Raw genomic sequence first — 17,264 nt, forward strand, 5'->3', positions numbered from 1 at the left:
TTTTTTAATTTAATGAAAGTTTTAAGAATGCGTTTTTTTATGTGATTTGTAATTTAAAAAATGACCGATAATCATTCCAATGCCGCCTATAAAGATAAAATCGAGGTGAATATCAAACAAGATTTCACTCCAAATGCTTATCCAGATCAAGGCCATTGAAATAATTAAAATACCTGAAACCAAACGTGTGGATTTTTTAATAATTTTGAGAACCGCAAAAAGCCCCATTAAGGCAAAGAATAAATCGACATAAGGGTTATGACTTATGCCTAATGGCAGAATAGTCAAGAGCGGAAAAAGAAGGCAATGAACCAAACAAATTGTGGCACTTGAAATTCCTAAAATATCGTAAAAAGGTGTTGCAGTTTTCTTCATTTCTTTTACTTTTATTTAATGCAATTATGTTGCAAATATACACTATAATTTGTAACGCAACTATGTTGCGTTACTATTTTTAATTTTAAATAAATGAAAATAACGAGAAAAACCGTAGCAAAATCAGCCGTTTTAGAGATTTTTGGCAAATCTAAAACGGCGCTGTCTCATACAGAAATTCAAAGTCAAATGAACAATGTTTGTGATCGGGTAACCATTTACAGAATACTGGACCGATTAGTAAATGATGATATTATTCATAAAATAGTAAATCTTGACGGGACAGTAAAGTATGCAAAATGCAATCACGCTCATCGTGTACACATTCATAATCATGCTCATTTTAGCTGCGAAAACTGCCATGAAATTACGTGTCTCGAAAACGTAAAACCGAGTTATATTATTCCGCACAATTACAAAGTAAATGACATTAATTTTACCTTATCCGGTTTATGTCCAAATTGTTTGAATTCTAACAATTGATATTTAGACGTGCCTAAAAATATTGTTAAACGAATATAATTTTTATATATATTTGTTGAAACAACACTTTTACAATGACCAGATCTTTAGAAGAAGTTAACCAATCGGTTGCTACAGAGCATAAAAAAACAGGATTCAGAAAAATATTAGCCTTTTTAGGTCCCGCCTATTTAGTAAGTGTAGGCTATATGGATCCCGGAAACTGGGCAACAGATATTGCTGGCGGAAGTCAGTTTGGGTATTCCTTGCTTTGGGTTTTATTAATGAGCAACTTAATGGCGCTTTTATTGCAAAGTTTGAGTGCGCGACTTGGAATCGTGACACAACGTGATTTAGCACAGGCTTCCAGAGAAACCTATTCAAAATTTATCAATTATATTTTATACTTTTTGGCGGAGATTGCCATCGCAGCCTGTGATCTGGCCGAAGTTCTCGGAATGGCAATCGGAATCAACTTATTATTCGACATTCCGCTTATTCAGGGCGTTTTGATTACCGTTTTAGATACTTTTCTATTATTGTTTTTGATTAATAAAGGCATCCGAAAAATGGAAGCTTTTATTATTGTTCTGGTTGCGATTATTGGATTTTCTTTCATTTTTGAAATGATTTTCGCTGAACCGGAACTCGACAAAGTTCTTTACGGATTGATTCCTTCTGTACCAAGTTCTGCTGCTTTGTATATCGCTATCGGAATTATTGGTGCCACCGTAATGCCACACAATTTATATTTACATTCTTCATTGGTACAAACCCGTAAATTCGAAAGAAATCCGGCGGGAATCAAACAAGCTTTGAAATACAATTTTATCGATTCGACCATTGCCTTAAACTTAGCCTTTTTTGTAAATGCTGCCATTCTCATTTTGGCTGCAGCCACATTTTACAGAAACGGAATGTTTGAAGTTGCCGAAATTCAGGACGCACATCAGTTTTTAGAACCATTATTAGGTACAAAATGGGCGCCGATTCTTTTTGCCGTTGCCTTAATCGCAGCGGGACAAAGTTCAACCATAACGGGAACATTAGCAGGTCAAATCGTGATGGAAGGCTATCTGAATTTACGTATTCAACCCTGGGTTCGCCGTATTATCACACGTTTGATTGCAATTGTGCCAGCTGTAGTGGTGATTATGATTTATGGCGAAAGTGTAACCGGAAAATTATTGATTATGAGCCAGGTAATTCTGAGTTTGCAATTGGGTTTTGCGATTATTCCGCTGATTCATTTTGTGAGTGATAAAACCAAAATGAAAGGTTTTCATATATCCAAAACCACTCAGGTTGCTGCCTGGATTATCGCTTTGATTATTGTATCGCTAAATGCTAAATTGGTTTACAACGAAATTACTTCCTGGTTAGAGTCTTCTCAAAACCCAATGATTCTTTGGTTTACAGTAGTTCCATTAGCTTTTGGTTTTTTAGGATTGTTGCTTTATATTGTTTTTAAACCTTTTATCGCAAGGGCCAAATCGAATATCGAGAACCACTCCCCTCACCATTTGCAATTGCATTTTACACCAAAAGAAACGTACACCAAGAAAAACATAGCAATTTCAGTGGATTTTTCGAATGCGGATGAAGCTGCACTTAACAATGCCTTCGAATTGGGCGGAATCGACGCGCAATACACCTTAATTCACATTGTAGAAACCGTGGGAGCTTTGATGTACGGCGGCAATGTTGACGACCACGAAACGACTATCGACGAAAAATTATTATTAGAATATAAAGAAATGCTTTCGCAAAAGGGATTCAGAATCGAAACAGAACTTGGTTTTGGAAAACCTAACACTGTGATTCCGAAAATAATAAACCAGGGGAATTTTGATATTTTGGTAATGGGAACCCACGGCCACACTGGATTAAAAGATATTCTTTTTGGTACCACAGTAGATAAATTGAGACATAAAATTTCGATACCTTTGTTGATTGTTAAATAAAGTTACTAAGGTTCTGAGTGGCTAAGTTACTGAGGTTTTTCCTTTGAGACTTTAACTTAGAACCTTAGCCACTCAGAACCTTAGAACCTCAAAAAAATGACTTTTTCAGAAGAAAACTACCTTAAAGCGATTTACCACCTTACAGCTTCAAATGATGCTGAAGTGAGCACGAACGCCATTGCGGAAATGATGGAGACAAAAGCTTCATCGGTGACGGATATGCTTAAAAAGCTTTCAGAAAAGGATTTGGTTCATTATAAAAAGTACCAAGGCGTTTCTTTGACGGAAAACGGAAAACTGGCTGCCAAAATGATTGTTAGAAAACACCGCCTATGGGAAGTTTTTTTGGTCGAAAAATTGAATTTTACCTGGGATGAAGTACACGATATTGCGGAACAATTAGAACACATCAAATCGGAACAATTGATTAATCGTTTGGATGATTTTCTGGGAAATCCTACCGAAGATCCGCATGGAGACCCTATTCCGGATGCGAATGGCCGAATTGTAAAAGTCGAAAAACAACTGCTTTCTGAACTTCACGAAAATCAAATTGGCGTTTGTGTGGGTGTAAAAGATACTTCTTCTGAGTTTTTGAAATACCTGGACAAGCAGGAAATTGCTTTGGGTTCCAGAATCGAATTTTTATCTAAAGAATCTTTCGATTTATCGGTAAAAATTAAAGTTGATGGTAAAGAGTTGTCTATTTCAAATAAAATTGCTTCGAATTTGTTTGTGAAGTTGGTTTAGAGGGTTGTTTCACAGAGATTCGCTAAGGTTTCACAGAGAGACACGGAGAATTTATTTTATTTGTAAAGATTAATCCGTCCAAAAAATACAAAGTTTGTCATTTCGAACGAGAAATCTTCACGAGAAGCTCGACAAAAATAGATCCTTGCAGAGATTCACAAAAGTATTTCACGTAGATTTAAGCAGATTTAAGCAGATTAGCGCAGATTTTTCGCCACGAATTCACGAATTAATAAAAACAATTAATTCGTGAATTCGTGGCGTTTTTTTACTTAATCAATAGCCTTAACCTTATGGAGTTACTAGCAGAGATTGCTTCGCCAGTTCGCTATCGCTCCTGTCCTCGTTCGAAATGATAAAATAAACGAAAATATTCTTCTTGAAAACGGGACTCCTAGCCCCGATAGAAGTGGAAATCCTTTTGTGGCGGGGTTCGCCACAAAAGATTGTAACGGATAGCGGGAATAGCTCCTAAAAAACTAAACAATCCCCTTCTCTACCATTTCTAACATTACTGGCGAAGCGTTTTTGAACGTTGGTGGCTGCTCTATGATGCTTCCTGCATTTTTTTTGTTGACTTTGAATGTCAAATCGTTGTCGGTCGTGAACAAAAGTGCCGTTAAAAAAGGATTTTTGATATAGGTTCCCAACACCAATAAAGCTTCGTCTAAAGTATGGGTGCTTTCGATTTCTTCGGTTTTGTAACGTGTTGTTAACGAGATTGAAAACGTGTCATCTTCATTCAGAAGTAATCTGAAATAGATGTTTTTGATTTCGGTATCGCCGATGGTTTTTGCCAGAGTTAACTTGGCAAAAGTGCCGCTCTGGATGCTTTCTTTGACGCGCTCGCAAAAAAGAGCAAATATTGGTTCGTACATTTTTTTATTTTTTTAGTTGCTAAGGTTCTGAGACACTAAGTCACTAAGTTTTTAATTTCTGTTTTAACGCAAAGTTTCGCAAAGCTATTTAAAAAATTTCTTTGTGAGTCTCTGCGAAATCTTGGTGTTACTTTGTGGAATAACTTATTTCCCTGTAAATTCAGCTTTTCTTTTTTCTAAAAACGCTGTGGTTCCTTCTTTAAAATCTTGTGTTCCGAAACATTTTCCGAATGATTTTATTTCGGTTTCAAAACCGTCTTTTCCGTCTTTATAGTTGGCGTTGATAGCTTTTATTGCTTTACTGATGGCGTAAGGCGCATTTTTGATGATTTTTTTAGCAATTATATTCGTAAACGATAACAATTCTGCTTGCGAGACAACGTGATTTACTAATCCGAATTGTTTTGCTTCTTCGGCGGTTACCATTGCAGCTGTCATGATCATTTCCATTGCGCGGCCTTTGCCAACTAATTGTGGTAAGCGCTGCGTTCCTCCATACCCCGGAATTAGTCCTAAAGTTACTTCTGGTAATCCCATTTTTGCATTATCCGAAGCAATTCTAAAATGACACGCCATGGCCAATTCTAATCCGCCACCCAATGCAAAACCATTTACGGCAGCAATTACGGGTTTCTTTAAGTTTTCGATAAAATCAAAAAGTGATTCCTGACCTTCAGCTGCTAATTGAGCGCCTTCGACAATCGTATAATTGGCAAATTCTGAAATATCAGCTCCGGCAACAAACGCTTTTTCGCCACTTCCTGTTAGAACAATTACTCGAACATCATCGTTTTTGGCCAATAATTTGATGGCTTTGCTCAAATCACTAATCGTTGCTTTGTTTAGCGCGTTCAGTTTTGTTGGTCTGTTAATGGTTACGGTTGCAATTTTTTCTTCGATAGAAATTAAAAGATTTTCGTAGTTCATGACGCTTTTTTTAGGAGTTTGTAATCGGCAAAGAAACTCTAAAAGTCGTTCCTTTTCCGTAAGTTGACTCAAAGGTAATTGTTCCTTTATAATTTTCAATGATGTTTTTGATAATTCCGAGTCCAAGACCCATTCCACTGGTTTTTGTGGTGAATTTTGGTTCGAAAATTCTCCCGTTATCCTGCTTCTGAATTCCGATTCCGTTGTCTTTTACCGCGATTTCAACATTGTTATTTCTACGTTTTACAGTAACCAAAATTGATTTCTGATTTTGATTTTCCGGAATGGCCTGTGTCGCATTTTTAACCAAATTGGTAATCACACGAATCAGCTGTGTTCTGTCCATTTTGGAAATAATTTCTTCCTCCTGACTTTCAAAAACAATATAATCTTCGTTGAAAATATCCAGAGCCAGTTCTACAACCTCAACGACATTCAGAGTTTCGTTTTGCTGAGCCGGCATCGAAGCAAAATTCGAAAATGCCGAGGCTACCGCTGTCATCGTATCGATTTGCTGAATCAGCGTTTCAGAATAATCGTTTAATTTCTGCTTTACGTCTGGAGCCGTTGGATCAAACTTTCGTTGAAAACTTTGCACTGTCAAACGCATTGGCGTCAATGGATTTTTGATTTCGTGTGCGACTTGTTTTGCCATTTCGCGCCACGCTTCCTCGCGCTCACTTTGTGCTAATTTTATAGCACTGGTTTCTAGTTTATCGACCATTCCGTTGTAGGCTTTTATCAAAAAGTTGACCTCTTTGCTATTGGCTTCCAACACGATTTTTTCGTTTTTCTGATCTAAATTGGTTTCTTCTAATTTATCCGAAATGGTTTTTAGCGATTTGGTAATGTAAGTCGATAAGAAATACGCCAATGCAAAAGCCACGACCAGCATAAACGAATATACCTGGCTTAACCGAATCAAAAATGTATTCAGCTCATTATCGTAATAACCATCGTCTTCGAGATAAGGAAGATTTAAAACGCCAAGAGGTTTAAATTTTTCGTCTTTTATTAAACTATAAGATGAACGATTTTTAACTCCGTCAATGATTTTAATATCTACAAAACGTTTTTCGATAGACGAACGAACCAATTTGATAATATATTCTGGAATTGGTGGCGACACTTTGTCAACCGCAAATGATTCTTTTGACGATTTCAGTAGTTTCCCGTTAAGGCTGTAAATATTGATTTCGATGTTGTGAATCTGTGCTAATTCGTGGATTTTATCTTTGAAAATTAAATCTAAATTTCCGGTTTTCAGCGGATAAGTGGTTGTGGCTAGAACGTAATTAATATGTTCTTTTACTGCGTTTTCTTTACGTTCGAGACGCTCCTTATGGTATTCTTTGGCTTCGTTTTTAAACTGAATAATCGAAATAGAAGCCATCAAAAAAGACGCCACAACAATCAATACAATCATAGACAGGAAAATCCTGATGCGCAGCGAAAGCATTGACATTTTGAAGTTGTTCAACATATTTTTTAGTTGTGAGTTGTGAGTTGTGAATTGTGAGTTTTCCTTTAAGAACTCATGACCCAAAACTCATAACTATTCATATTTATTCTTTTATAGCTTAAAATTATTCGTTAAGGTTTCAGCATTTTTAAAAACTCATAACCCACAACTCATAACTTATTTCCTCTCTCTAATTCGTTTGTAAAAACGGAATCCAAGCATTATTAAAACCGAGAATAAAACAATTCCGATTACGCCAAAAATCCAGTTGATGGCACTTTTTAAAACTACTAAAAAAACTACTGCAAAAAGGATAATTGTGGCACCTTCATTCCATAAACGCATAAAATTGTTGGAATATTTCACCTCATCATTCTGCAATTGTTTGAAAATCTGATGGCATTTTCCGTGATATAAATATAAAAGGAAAACGAAGCATAATTTTACATGCATCCAGGGCATTTTTAACCATAAATGACCTGCGTCTGTAAAGAACAACATCCAAAAAGCAAAAATACTTGCCAAAACTGCTGATGGCCAGGTGATAATGTACCACAAACGGTAAGTCATTATTTTGTACTGCGCCTGCAAAATCTCTTTTTCAGGTGATGGTTTCTCGTTGGCTTCAATTTGATACACAAACAAACGCACAATGTAAAACAATCCTGCAAACCAGGTGATTACAAAAATAAGATGCAATGATTTTAAGTAATTGTAATATTCCATTATTCAATATTGTTTCGGCCACAGCTTGTGTCCAATTTAAAATATAGACAACAATCTTTGCTCTTTCTTCTGTTTTCTATTTTCTTTCTGCCCATTCATTAATCCAGTTACCTACCGTCTGACACCACTCGTCATCATCATTCAGACATGGAACGGCTAAGAAATTTCCACCGCCGTTTTCTTCAAAATCTTCTTTGGCGCGCATGGCAATTTCCTCCAGCGTTTCTAAACAATCCGAAACAAAAGCTGGCGTTACCACTGCTAAATTCTTGATTCCTTTTCCAGGCATTTTATTGATTTCAATGTCGGTGTAAGGCTCTAACCATTTGTCTCCCGCCAAACGCGACTGAAACGTTAAGCTGTATTTATCAGCCGGAATGTCTAATAATTTCACAACTTGTCTTGTGGTTTCGTAACATTGGTGACGGTAACAAAAATCGTGCGCTGGTGAAGGCGTGTTGCAACAAGAACCATCAATTTTGCAATGCGATTTCGTTACATCTGTTTTACGAATATGACGCTCTGGAATTCCGTGATACGAAAACAATAAGTGATCATAATCGAATCCGGATAAATGTTTTTTGATAGAATCGGCCAGATTTTTTATGTAATCCAGTTTGTTGTAAAACGCAGGTACATCTGTAAAAGTCATGTTTGGGAATTTCTTCTTACGAATTTCTTCCGCTTTTACTAAAATTGTCAAAGTCGAGGCCATCGCGTATTGCGGGTACAACGGAAAAAGCATTACTTCGGTTACGCCTTTATCGTGCAATTCCTGAAGTCCTTTTTCGATAGTCATACTTCCGTAACGCATTGCTAAAGCGACTGGAACATTGACCAAAGGCTGTACTTTTTTCTGCATTCTTTCAGACAAAACTACCAAAGGAGAACCCTCTTCCCACCAAATTTTTTTGTACGCGTGTGCTGATTCTTCCGGTCTTTTTCTTAAAATAATACCGCGAACTAGCAAAGCTCTCAATAAATACGGAACATCAATCACGTATTTATCCATTAAAAATTCATCTAAATACGGTTTTACATCTTTTGGTTCCGGACTATCGGGTGATCCTAAGTTTACTAATAATACGCCTTTCATTATTGTTTGTTTAAATTTTCATCAAAAGTAAAACTTGCTACTTTTTAGAAATATGATAAATGTTATTTTTTATTTATTGTTGAATATTAAAAATCGATTTGTGGAATAGTTTCTCGCAGATTCAGCAGATTTTTTAATTCGTGAATTTGTGGCGAAAAAACTTAAACATTCGTATTAATGGACATTAAATATTTCTTGGGAGTTGTCGCAAATTTCTTCTTGAATGCTGCAATAAAATGACTTCCAGTGCTGTAACCGATTTTCAATCCTACTTCGTTTACGTTGTAGGATCCGCTGTCGAGTAATTTTCGAGCGAAATCCATTTTATAATCAAATAGAAAACCATAAACCGTGTCGCCGTAAATTTGTTTGAAACCCATTTTTAGTTTCTTCAGATTCAGACCAATTTCATCTGCCAATTCCTGTAAACCTGGTGGTTCGGCCATATTGGCAATGATGATTTCTTTGGCTTTTCTGATTTTCAAAACATTGTCTTCATCAATCAAAAACGGACATTGTTCTGCATTAGGGTCTTCGGTTCTGTTGAAATACAGACTCAGCAATTCGTATCCTTTTCCTTTATAATACAGGTTTTTTATGGATGGATGAAGGTTATAATGAAACAATTGACTCAATACAATGGCCATCGACGGACTGATATTTCCTTCGTTATAATACTTTTTGTCTTTATTATCAGGACTTAAAAAAGTAATATAATCAGCTTCGGCAGAAAATAACGCGTGAAATTTCTTGATGGAAACAATTACCGAAATCACCCAGGAATTTGGAGCGAGTTCTAAATTAAGCGGTAATTCTTTCTGCGGATTGTACAAAAGCAGTGATTTTTCTTCTTTCAAATCTAAAGCATACGTACCCTGATTGAACAAGAATTTGGCATTGCCTTTTATCCCGAAGTGAAACTGTATCAGGCCACTACCTACTTCGCGCTGCGCAAAAAAAGGTTCTGGGCTGTCGTTCTGAAAACGGATAAGCGTAAAGTCGTCTTCAATTTTTATAATTTCCTGAGAACTCATAGCGATATTTTTTTTAGATAAAAATCAGAATAAAAACAAAATATTATTTAGAATGGCTCTAAACAAATTAATTACTATGTGCTGATTTTGCTACAAAAATACTTCTTTTTGAATAAAAATAGCTTTTTAGAAACAAAAAAACACGTAGCGATACAAATAGTACTTTGAGCGTTACTTTTGTAAACACTATAATGATAATTTTGTTGCACTTTTATGAAAGTGAATTTATGGAAAACAATAACGTACCGAAACATCTCTATTTTTACGCTGTAGGATTGAGCTATAAAAAGGCAGATGCCGAGGTAAGAGGTAAATTTAGTCTGGATGCCATTGCAAAAACGCGTTTGCTGGAACAAGCTAAAACCGAAGGAATTGAAAGCTTAATAGTTACTTCGACCTGCAACAGAACCGAAATCTATGGTTTTGCAGAACACCCATTTCAACTTATCAAACTTATTTGCGACAACAGTCAGGGATCTGTTGACGCGTTTCAAAAAGTTGGTTTTGTTTATAAAAATCAGGAAGCAATTAATCATATGTTTCGTGTAGGAACTGGTTTAGACAGTCAGATCCTGGGCGATTTTGAGATTATATCTCAAATTAAAACGAGTTTCATTCACTCAAAATCAATGGGATTAGCCAATACTTTTCTGGAAAGACTGGTAAATGCGGTGATTCAGGCGAGCAAAAAAATTAAAACAGAAACAGAAATTAGTTCAGGAGCCACTTCGGTTTCTTTTGCATCGGTACAATATATTCTTAAAAATGTAGAAGATGTTGGCAACAAGAATATCTTACTTTTCGGAACTGGAAAAATTGGTAGAAATACTTGTGAAAACCTTGTAAAACATACCAAAAACGAACATATTACCTTAATCAACAGAACAAAAGACAAAGCGGAGAAATTGGCTGGAAAACTGAATCTGATTGTGAAGGATTATTCCGAATTGCATTTGGAACTTCAAAAAGCAGATGTTGTGGTTGTCGCAACCGGGGCACAAAACCCAACGGTTGACAAAGCAATTCTGAATCTAAAGAAACCTTTATTAATCTTAGATTTATCGATTCCGAAAAACGTGAATGAAAATGTTGAGGAATTAGAAGGTGTAACGCTGATTCACATGGATTATTTGTCGCAATTGACAGATGAAACTTTAGAAAACAGAAAATTACATATTCCGGCTGCTGAAGCTATTATCGAAGAAATCAAAGAAGAATTTGTCGTTTGGATGAAAGGCAGAAAATTTGCCCCAACGATTAATGCTTTGAAAGAAAAACTGAATGCGATTAAAACTTCGGAATTGAATTTTCAAAGTAAAAAAATCAGTGATTTTAATGAAGCACAAGCCGAAATCATCAGCAACAGAATCATTCAGAAAATCACTACTCATTTTGCCAATCACTTAAAAGACGACGATACCATGGTCGATGAAAGCATCGAATGGATCGAAAAAGTCTTCAAAATAAAAGCATCTTAAATAAATTTTAAACCATATAAGTTATATAAGTTCATTTAATAAAAACTGCTGTTTTACCCAAACTGCTTAAATTATCTTATATAACTTATATGGTGAAATTCAACAAAATGGCCGAAAAAACAATCAGAATTGGAACACGTGATAGCGAATTAGCACTTTGGCAAGCGCATACTGTCGAGAAAAAACTAAACGATTTAGGTTATAAAACCCAAATTGTCGCCGTAAAATCTCAAGGTGATATTATTCTTGACAAACCGTTGTACGAGCTTGGAATTACTGGAATTTTCACCAAAACCTTAGACATTGCGATGATCAATGGCGATATTGATATTGCCGTGCATTCGATGAAAGATGTTCCTACGGCTTTGCCAAAAGGAATTGTTCAGGCAGCTGTTTTGGAAAGAGCCAATGTTTTGGATATTTTGGTTCATAAAGGAAATTCAGATTTCGATCAACCAAGTACCATTGCAACCGGAAGTTTACGCCGCCAGGCAATGTGGCTGAATAAATACCCGAATCATACCGTAGTTGATTTGCGTGGAAACGTAAACACACGCATGCAAAAACTAGAAGATAATACCTGGAACGGAGCCGTTTTTGCCGCTGCAGGACTGGAACGCATTAACCTAAAACCTGAGAATTATATCAATTTGGATTGGATGATTCCGGCACCTGCACAAGGAGCAATGCTTGTTGTAGCAATGGAAAATGACAATTATACTTTGGATGCGCTTTCGCAACTAAATCATATCGAAACTGAAATCTGTACATATATCGAACGTCAGTTTTTAAGAACGCTTGAAGGAGGTTGTACCGCACCAATTGGAGCTTTGGTAAGTTATAATGAAGACGAAGATACGCTACATTTTCAAGGCGTTTTACTTTCTATCGATGGGAAACAAAAACTGGAAATCAACAAAACGGTTGATATTTCAGAATGGAAAAAACTAGGTTTTCACTCTGCTCAGGAAATTTTGAACAATGGCGGTGCCGAATTGATGCAAAACATTAAAGCAACTTTGAAGAAATAATGAGCAAATCAATTCAGATACTATCTACCAAAAAGCTATCAGCCGAACAAAAGCAAGCTTTACTAGAAGCCAACTTTGAGGTTATTGACGCAGATTTTATTCAAACAAAAAACAAATCTTTCGAAATAAAAGACCTCAACGATAATTTGATTTTCACCAGTCAGAATGCCGTTCACAGTGTTTTATCGCAACCCAATTGGGAAGCGTTGAAAACTAAAAACGTCTTTTGCGTTGGCCTTAAAACTAAAATTTTACTATCCGAAAACGGATTTAATGTCGTTGCTTACACCGGTTACGCTTCAGATTTAGCCGAAATCATCACTTTGATTTACCGTAATGAAAGCTATACTTTTTTTAGTGGAAACTTGCGAAGAGAAACGTTACCAAAAGCCTTAAAAGATGCTGATGTGAAACTAAACGAAATTCAGGTTTACGAAACGTCTTTAACACCACAAAAAATAAAAACAGCTGCTGATGCAATATTGTTTTTCAGTCCGTCTGGCGTTGAAAGCTATTTGAAAGATAATTCAATAAAAAAAGAAAAATGCTTTTGTATTGGCGAAACCACTGCTCAGGCTTTAGATAAAATTACAAAAAACATCATCATTGCTGATCAGCCAACGGTTGAAGATGTAATTGAGGATGTAATCGAAGAATATAAATAACAAGTACGCTTCCTGCAAGGTTTCCAAAACCTTGTAGGTTTAAATAAATCAACAACAATACCTACAAGGTTTTGGAAACCTTGCAGGATAAACAAATAAGAAATGTTAAAAAACGACCTATTTTTAAAAGCATTAAAAGGAGAAACTGTAGAACGTCCACCAGTTTGGATGATGCGTCAAGCCGGAAGATATTTACCAGAATTTAGAGCTTTGCGTGATAAATATGATTTCTTTACGCGTTGCGAAACTCCAGAATTGGCTGCAGAAATCACGGTGCAACCTATTAGAATTGTAAAACCGGATGCTGCTATTTTATTTTCGGATATTTTAGTAGTTCCAAGAGCGATGGGGATTCACGTGGAATTAAAAGACAATTTAGGTCCGATTATTCCAGATCCTATTCGTACGATGGAGCAAGTAAACCAGGTTTTTGTTCCAGATGTAAACGAAACTTTAGGTTATGTTTTTGATGCCATCAAATTGACAAAAGAAATGCTTGATAATGAGGTTCCGCTTATTGGTTTTGCTGGTTCTCCATGGACAATTTTTTGTTATGCTGTTGAAGGAAAAGGTTCAAAAAGTTTTGATACTGCAAAAGGATTTTGTTTTTCAAACCCAATAGCTGCGCATACTTTATTGCAAAAAATCACAGATACAACGATTTTATATTTAAAAGAAAAAGTAAAAGCGGGTGTAAATGCCGTTCAGATTTTTGATTCTTGGGGCGGAATGCTTTCTCCGGTTGATTATCAGGAATTTTCATGGAAATACATCAACCAGATTGTTGAAGCATTAGCTGAAGTTACTCCGGTAATTGTTTTCGGAAAAGGATGTTGGTTCGCTCTTGGCGATATGGGTAAAAGTAAAGCTTCGGCTTTGGGTGTAGATTGGACTTGTTCGGCTAGAAATGCGCGTTATTTGTCTGGTGGAAACATTACTTTGCAAGGGAATTTCGATCCATCGAGATTACTTTCTCCAATTCCAACTATCAAAAAAATGGTACACGAAATGATCGATGAATTCGGAAAAGACAAATATATCGTAAACTTAGGTCACGGAATTTTACCCAATATTCCTGTTGATCATGCGAAAGCTTTTGTGGAAGCGGTTAAGGAATACCAAGCGAAATAGTTAATTGTTTACTTTCCTGCAAGGTTTCAAAAACCTTGTAGGTATTAAATTTGAGACTTACTATCAGATAAAGACCTACAAGGTTTTGGAAACCTTGCAGGAGATAAAAGAAAAGAAAAATGAAGTTGGAGGTATTAGAAAAAGATTGTTATTATCATATTTATAATCGTGGAATTAATGGTTCTGCAATTTTTGAAAATGATGCTAATAAAACTTATTTTCTAAAACAACTCGCCAAATATTCTGAAGATAAAATTTCCATATTTGCTTATTGTTTGATGAATAATCATTTTCATTTAGTAATTCGATTAAATACTGAGGAAAAAGAAGTTACGCAAATGTTCTCCAACTTATTTAATTCTTATGCAAAAGCATTTAATAAGCAATCAAACCGAACAGGAAGTTTATTTGAAAAACATTTTCGAAGAATAAAATTGAAAGATGAAAATTATTTAAAGCAATTGATAATTTATGTTCATTTGAATCCTAAACATCATTTAAATCAAGATTTTCAAAACTTTAAATATTCGTCTTATCAAACCTATCTTTCGAATAAAGAAACAAAAATTGAGAGAGAAGAAATTATAAATTTATTTGGGAACTTTGATGATTTTGTTTTTTGTCATAATCAGAAGAATGAATTTTTAAATGAAACATATACTTTTGAATAGTTTTCCTCCTGCAAGGTTTCAAAAACCTTGTAGGTCTATTTTAAAGATTTAGATAAACCGACAATTAATACCTACAAGGTTTTGGAAACCTTGCAGGAAACGTAAAAAAATGCTCAACAAAGGCCTAAGAGACAACGAAAGCATCCGGATTGACAATGTTCTTAAAACATTGCGCGCTCTTGATTTTGTAACTCAACCTTTGACAGATGGCGAGAAATTCGAAATTGAAAATTTACTTAAAGAATTCGCTTTAAACATCGAGAGTTTGGTTGATTATAACAATGAAGAATTGATCAACTTACTGGTTCGTTGTCATTTAGATTTCAATCATTTAGAGCAATTTGCCGATTTTCTAATGGCTTTTTCTAAAGTTGAAAATTATGATTTTGAAGATAACGCTTTGGCAATCTATCAATACATTCAAAAGGAAAATGTCATTTTTTCATTCGGAATCAACACTAAAATAGCTTCGGCTAAAAACAAATAAAGATGAGCTTGACGGATTGGAAAATAGAAACCATACATGATATTCTTCCTGAGGAGTTTTTCAACCTCATCGACAAGAATGCAACACATATCGAAAAAACCTTTCCCGTTACACTTGCCAATTCTGATACATTAGAAAAAGCTAAGATATTTTTAGCTGTCAATCTTGAAAAAGAGAAAAACAAAGAAGGATTTTATTTTTTTGCCAGAGAAATCAAAACCAATAATCTAATTGGTTATTTATGTGTAAAAACCATTGATTATCGCATTTCTAAATGTGAATTAGGTTATTTTGTTGATGAAGATTTTCAGGGAAAAGGAATTATTTCTAAAATGGTTTCTGATGCTCTTAATTTTTGTTTTAATGAATTGATGATGAACAAAGTTTTCATTTGCACTTCAGAAATTAATTTCGCCAGTCAGCAAGTTGCATTAAAACACAATTTCAAACAAGAAGGAATTTTGCGAGACGAATTTAGAAACGGTGATGGCGAACTGCAAAACACTGTTTATTTCGGATTGCTTAAATCAGAATATAATACTCATGAAAGATAAATTTTAATATGCCTTCTTTAGAAAAAATACTAGAATTTGAATTTAACGATTTGAAACCAGCTTATAAAGCATTTTTTATCATGCTTTTTTCTATTGGTATCATTTGTATTGTTTTGTATTCTTCTAGTGAAGTAACAATAAGTAAAGGACAATATAAAGATATGTTTGAAGACAATTTTTCAGGTCTAATCGTTAAGAAATATATAGATTATGACAATAGAAAAAGTCCTACTTTCAAATTCAAAGATTCGAGTAGATTGAATGGTTATCTTATTTTTTGGGAAAAGGTTGAAATTGGAGATTCAATTTCAAAAAATGCAAAATCCAGATTTGTAAAAATTTTTAAGAAAGACACAGTAATAGTTTTTGATATGAATGTTGAATTCAAGTATTATGATACTATCCCTGAAAATAAAAATCACGATGAAAGATAAATTTTACGCATACATACAACAATTACAGGACCAAATCTGCGCTGGATTAGAAGCTGTTGACGGAACTGCCAAATTCCGTGAAGATCTTTGGAAACGTCCGGAAGGCGGTGGCGGAAGAACTCGTGTGATCGAAAACGGAGCTGTTTTTGAAAAAGGCGGAGTTAACATTTCGGCGGTTCACGGAACATTACCCGAAACGATGCAAAAGATGTTTGGCGTTGGCGAAGCCGATTTTTTTGCCTGCGGACTAAGTTTGGTTTTACATCCTAAAAATCCAATGACACCAACCGTTCATGCAAATTGGAGATACTTCGAAATGTACGATGAAAACGGAAATGTTATCAATAGCTGGTTTGGCGGTGGACAGGATTTAACGCCTTATTATTTGTTTGAAGAAGATGCCATTCACTTTCATAAAACGTGTAAAACGGCTTGCGACAAACACAATTCAGAGTTTTATTCAAAATATAAAAAACAATGTGACGCTTATTTCTGGAATGCTCATAGAAACGAAGCGCGCGGTCTTGGCGGTTTGTTCTTTGATTATTGCAAAGCAAATGAGCAAATGTCAATGCAAAACTGGTACAACTTTGTAACCGAAGTTGGAAATAGTTTCCTGGAAGCCTATGTTCCGATTGTGGAAAGAAGAAAAAATTTAGCTTATACTCCAGAAAATAAAAACTGGCAGGAAATTCGTCGTGGCCGGTATGTCGAATTTAATTTAGTTCACGACAAAGGCACTTTATTTGGCTTAAAAACCAACGGAAGAATCGAAAGTATCCTGATGAGCTTGCCTCCGCACGTACAATGGGTTTACGATCATCATCCAGAAGCAGGAAGTGAAGAAGAAAAATTAGTAAAAGCATTAGAATCACCAATTGATTGGATCTAGAAAAAACTTCAAAACATCAAAGGCTATAACTAGCGAAATAAAATTTACGGCTAATAAAACAAAATTTAAAGATTTGACATTAAACTTTTCTTTATAAAAATTATAAAAACTTACTATAAATAAAATAATTGAAATCAAAACGAAGAAAGGTACACCAATATAAATTAATATTGTAGCGGATCCCACATCTCCTGTTTCAAAATTTGTAATTTTAAAAATACAAATGTAGATAAGTGTAATAACACTA

19 protein-coding genes are annotated in these 17,264 nt (G+C 35.1%); 12 read left to right on the forward strand and 7 right to left on the reverse strand.

All coding sequences use genetic code 11. The features are described from left to right. Nucleotides 1-21: 21 nt before the first annotated feature. Entirely contained in the window at nt 22-375 is a 354-nt protein-coding gene (locus GON26_RS05010) for a MerC domain-containing protein (RefSeq protein WP_160373632.1), read from the reverse strand. Nucleotides 376-468: 93 nt separating this feature from the next. On the opposite strand from GON26_RS05010, the gene GON26_RS05015 reads away from it, so the two are divergent. The 3 genes from GON26_RS05015 to GON26_RS05025 all read left to right on the forward strand — a co-directional run bounded on the left by GON26_RS05015 (nt 469) and on the right by GON26_RS05025 (nt 3,551). Beyond that, entirely contained in the window at nt 469-858 is a 390-nt protein-coding gene (locus GON26_RS05015; protein ID WP_160373633.1) for a Fur family transcriptional regulator, read from the forward strand. A gap of 74 nt (nt 859-932) precedes the next feature. Further along, the gene (locus tag GON26_RS05020; protein ID WP_160373634.1) at nt 933-2,801 is read left to right on the forward strand and encodes an Nramp family divalent metal transporter; all 1,869 of its coding nucleotides are present in this window, start codon (nt 933-935) and stop codon (nt 2,799-2,801) included. A gap of 96 nt (nt 2,802-2,897) precedes the next feature. Next, on the forward strand, nt 2,898-3,551 hold the full coding sequence (locus tag GON26_RS05025) for a metal-dependent transcriptional regulator (RefSeq protein WP_160373635.1): 654 nt from the start codon (nt 2,898-2,900) through the stop codon (nt 3,549-3,551). Between the two features lie 479 nt (nt 3,552-4,030). On the opposite strand, the gene GON26_RS05030 is transcribed toward GON26_RS05025, so the two are convergent. The 6 genes from GON26_RS05030 to GON26_RS05055 all read right to left on the reverse strand — a co-directional run bounded on the left by GON26_RS05030 (nt 4,031) and on the right by GON26_RS05055 (nt 9,674). Further along, nucleotides 4,031-4,429, reverse strand: a complete 399-nt coding sequence (locus GON26_RS05030) for a hypothetical protein (RefSeq protein ID WP_160373636.1) — start codon at nt 4,427-4,429, stop codon at nt 4,031-4,033. A 144-nt stretch (nt 4,430-4,573) separates the two neighbouring features. Continuing rightward, the gene (locus tag GON26_RS05035; RefSeq protein ID WP_160373637.1) at nt 4,574-5,356 is read right to left on the reverse strand and encodes an enoyl-CoA hydratase/isomerase family protein; all 783 of its coding nucleotides are present in this window, start codon (nt 5,354-5,356) and stop codon (nt 4,574-4,576) included. 10 nt (nt 5,357-5,366) lie between these two features. Next, nucleotides 5,367-6,782: an ATP-binding protein gene (locus GON26_RS05040; RefSeq protein WP_160373838.1), complete on the reverse strand. Its 1,416-nt coding sequence runs from the start codon at nt 6,780-6,782 to the stop codon at nt 5,367-5,369. A 213-nt stretch (nt 6,783-6,995) separates the two neighbouring features. Then, entirely contained in the window at nt 6,996-7,544 is a 549-nt protein-coding gene (locus GON26_RS05045; RefSeq protein ID WP_160373638.1) for a CopD family protein, read from the reverse strand. Nucleotides 7,545-7,620: 76 nt separating this feature from the next. Further along, nucleotides 7,621-8,640, reverse strand: a complete 1,020-nt coding sequence (gene hemH / locus GON26_RS05050; protein ID WP_160373639.1) for a ferrochelatase — start codon at nt 8,638-8,640, stop codon at nt 7,621-7,623. Between the two features lie 161 nt (nt 8,641-8,801). Next, nucleotides 8,802-9,674, reverse strand: coding sequence for a helix-turn-helix domain-containing protein (locus GON26_RS05055; protein ID WP_160373640.1), 873 nt, complete (start codon nt 9,672-9,674; stop codon nt 8,802-8,804). 227 nt (nt 9,675-9,901) lie between these two features. On the opposite strand from GON26_RS05055, the gene hemA reads away from it, so the two are divergent. From hemA to hemF, 9 genes are all read left to right on the forward strand, one after another. Further along, nucleotides 9,902-11,152, forward strand: a complete 1,251-nt coding sequence (hemA, locus tag GON26_RS05060; RefSeq protein ID WP_160373641.1) for a glutamyl-tRNA reductase — start codon at nt 9,902-9,904, stop codon at nt 11,150-11,152. 107 nt (nt 11,153-11,259) lie between these two features. Further along, nucleotides 11,260-12,183, forward strand: coding sequence for a hydroxymethylbilane synthase (gene hemC, locus GON26_RS05065; protein ID WP_160373642.1), 924 nt, complete (start codon nt 11,260-11,262; stop codon nt 12,181-12,183). Continuing rightward, entirely contained in the window at nt 12,183-12,848 is a 666-nt protein-coding gene (locus GON26_RS05070; protein WP_160373643.1) for a uroporphyrinogen-III synthase, read from the forward strand. The genes hemC and GON26_RS05070 overlap by 1 nt, the downstream gene beginning before the upstream one ends. A 102-nt stretch (nt 12,849-12,950) precedes the next feature. Then, nucleotides 12,951-13,979, forward strand: a complete 1,029-nt coding sequence (gene hemE / locus GON26_RS05075; protein WP_160373644.1) for a uroporphyrinogen decarboxylase — start codon at nt 12,951-12,953, stop codon at nt 13,977-13,979. Between the two features lie 119 nt (nt 13,980-14,098). Then, nucleotides 14,099-14,650 carry a transposase gene (locus tag GON26_RS05080; protein WP_160373645.1) on the forward strand — a complete coding sequence of 184 codons (552 nt, stop codon included), beginning with the start codon at nt 14,099-14,101 and terminating at the stop codon, nt 14,648-14,650. A 109-nt stretch (nt 14,651-14,759) separates the two neighbouring features. Then, on the forward strand, nt 14,760-15,137 hold the full coding sequence (locus GON26_RS05085; RefSeq protein ID WP_160373646.1) for a hypothetical protein: 378 nt from the start codon (nt 14,760-14,762) through the stop codon (nt 15,135-15,137). Nucleotides 15,138-15,139: 2 nt separating this feature from the next. After that, nucleotides 15,140-15,691 (forward strand): GNAT family N-acetyltransferase, encoded by a 552-nt coding sequence (locus GON26_RS05090; RefSeq protein ID WP_160373647.1) that lies wholly within the window; start codon nt 15,140-15,142, stop codon nt 15,689-15,691. A gap of 8 nt (nt 15,692-15,699) precedes the next feature. After that, complete coding sequence (locus GON26_RS05095; protein ID WP_160373648.1) at nt 15,700-16,125, forward strand: hypothetical protein; 426 nt, start codon at nt 15,700-15,702, stop codon at nt 16,123-16,125. Then, nucleotides 16,115-17,017, forward strand: a complete 903-nt coding sequence (gene hemF, locus GON26_RS05100) for an oxygen-dependent coproporphyrinogen oxidase (RefSeq protein WP_160373649.1) — start codon at nt 16,115-16,117, stop codon at nt 17,015-17,017. Before GON26_RS05095 ends, hemF begins: the two co-directional genes overlap by 11 nt. Nucleotides 17,018-17,264 lie beyond the last annotated feature (247 nt).

It is taken from the genome of Flavobacterium hydrocarbonoxydans (genome assembly GCF_009789235.1).
GTDB lineage: Bacteria > Bacteroidota > Bacteroidia > Flavobacteriales > Flavobacteriaceae > Flavobacterium > Flavobacterium hydrocarbonoxydans.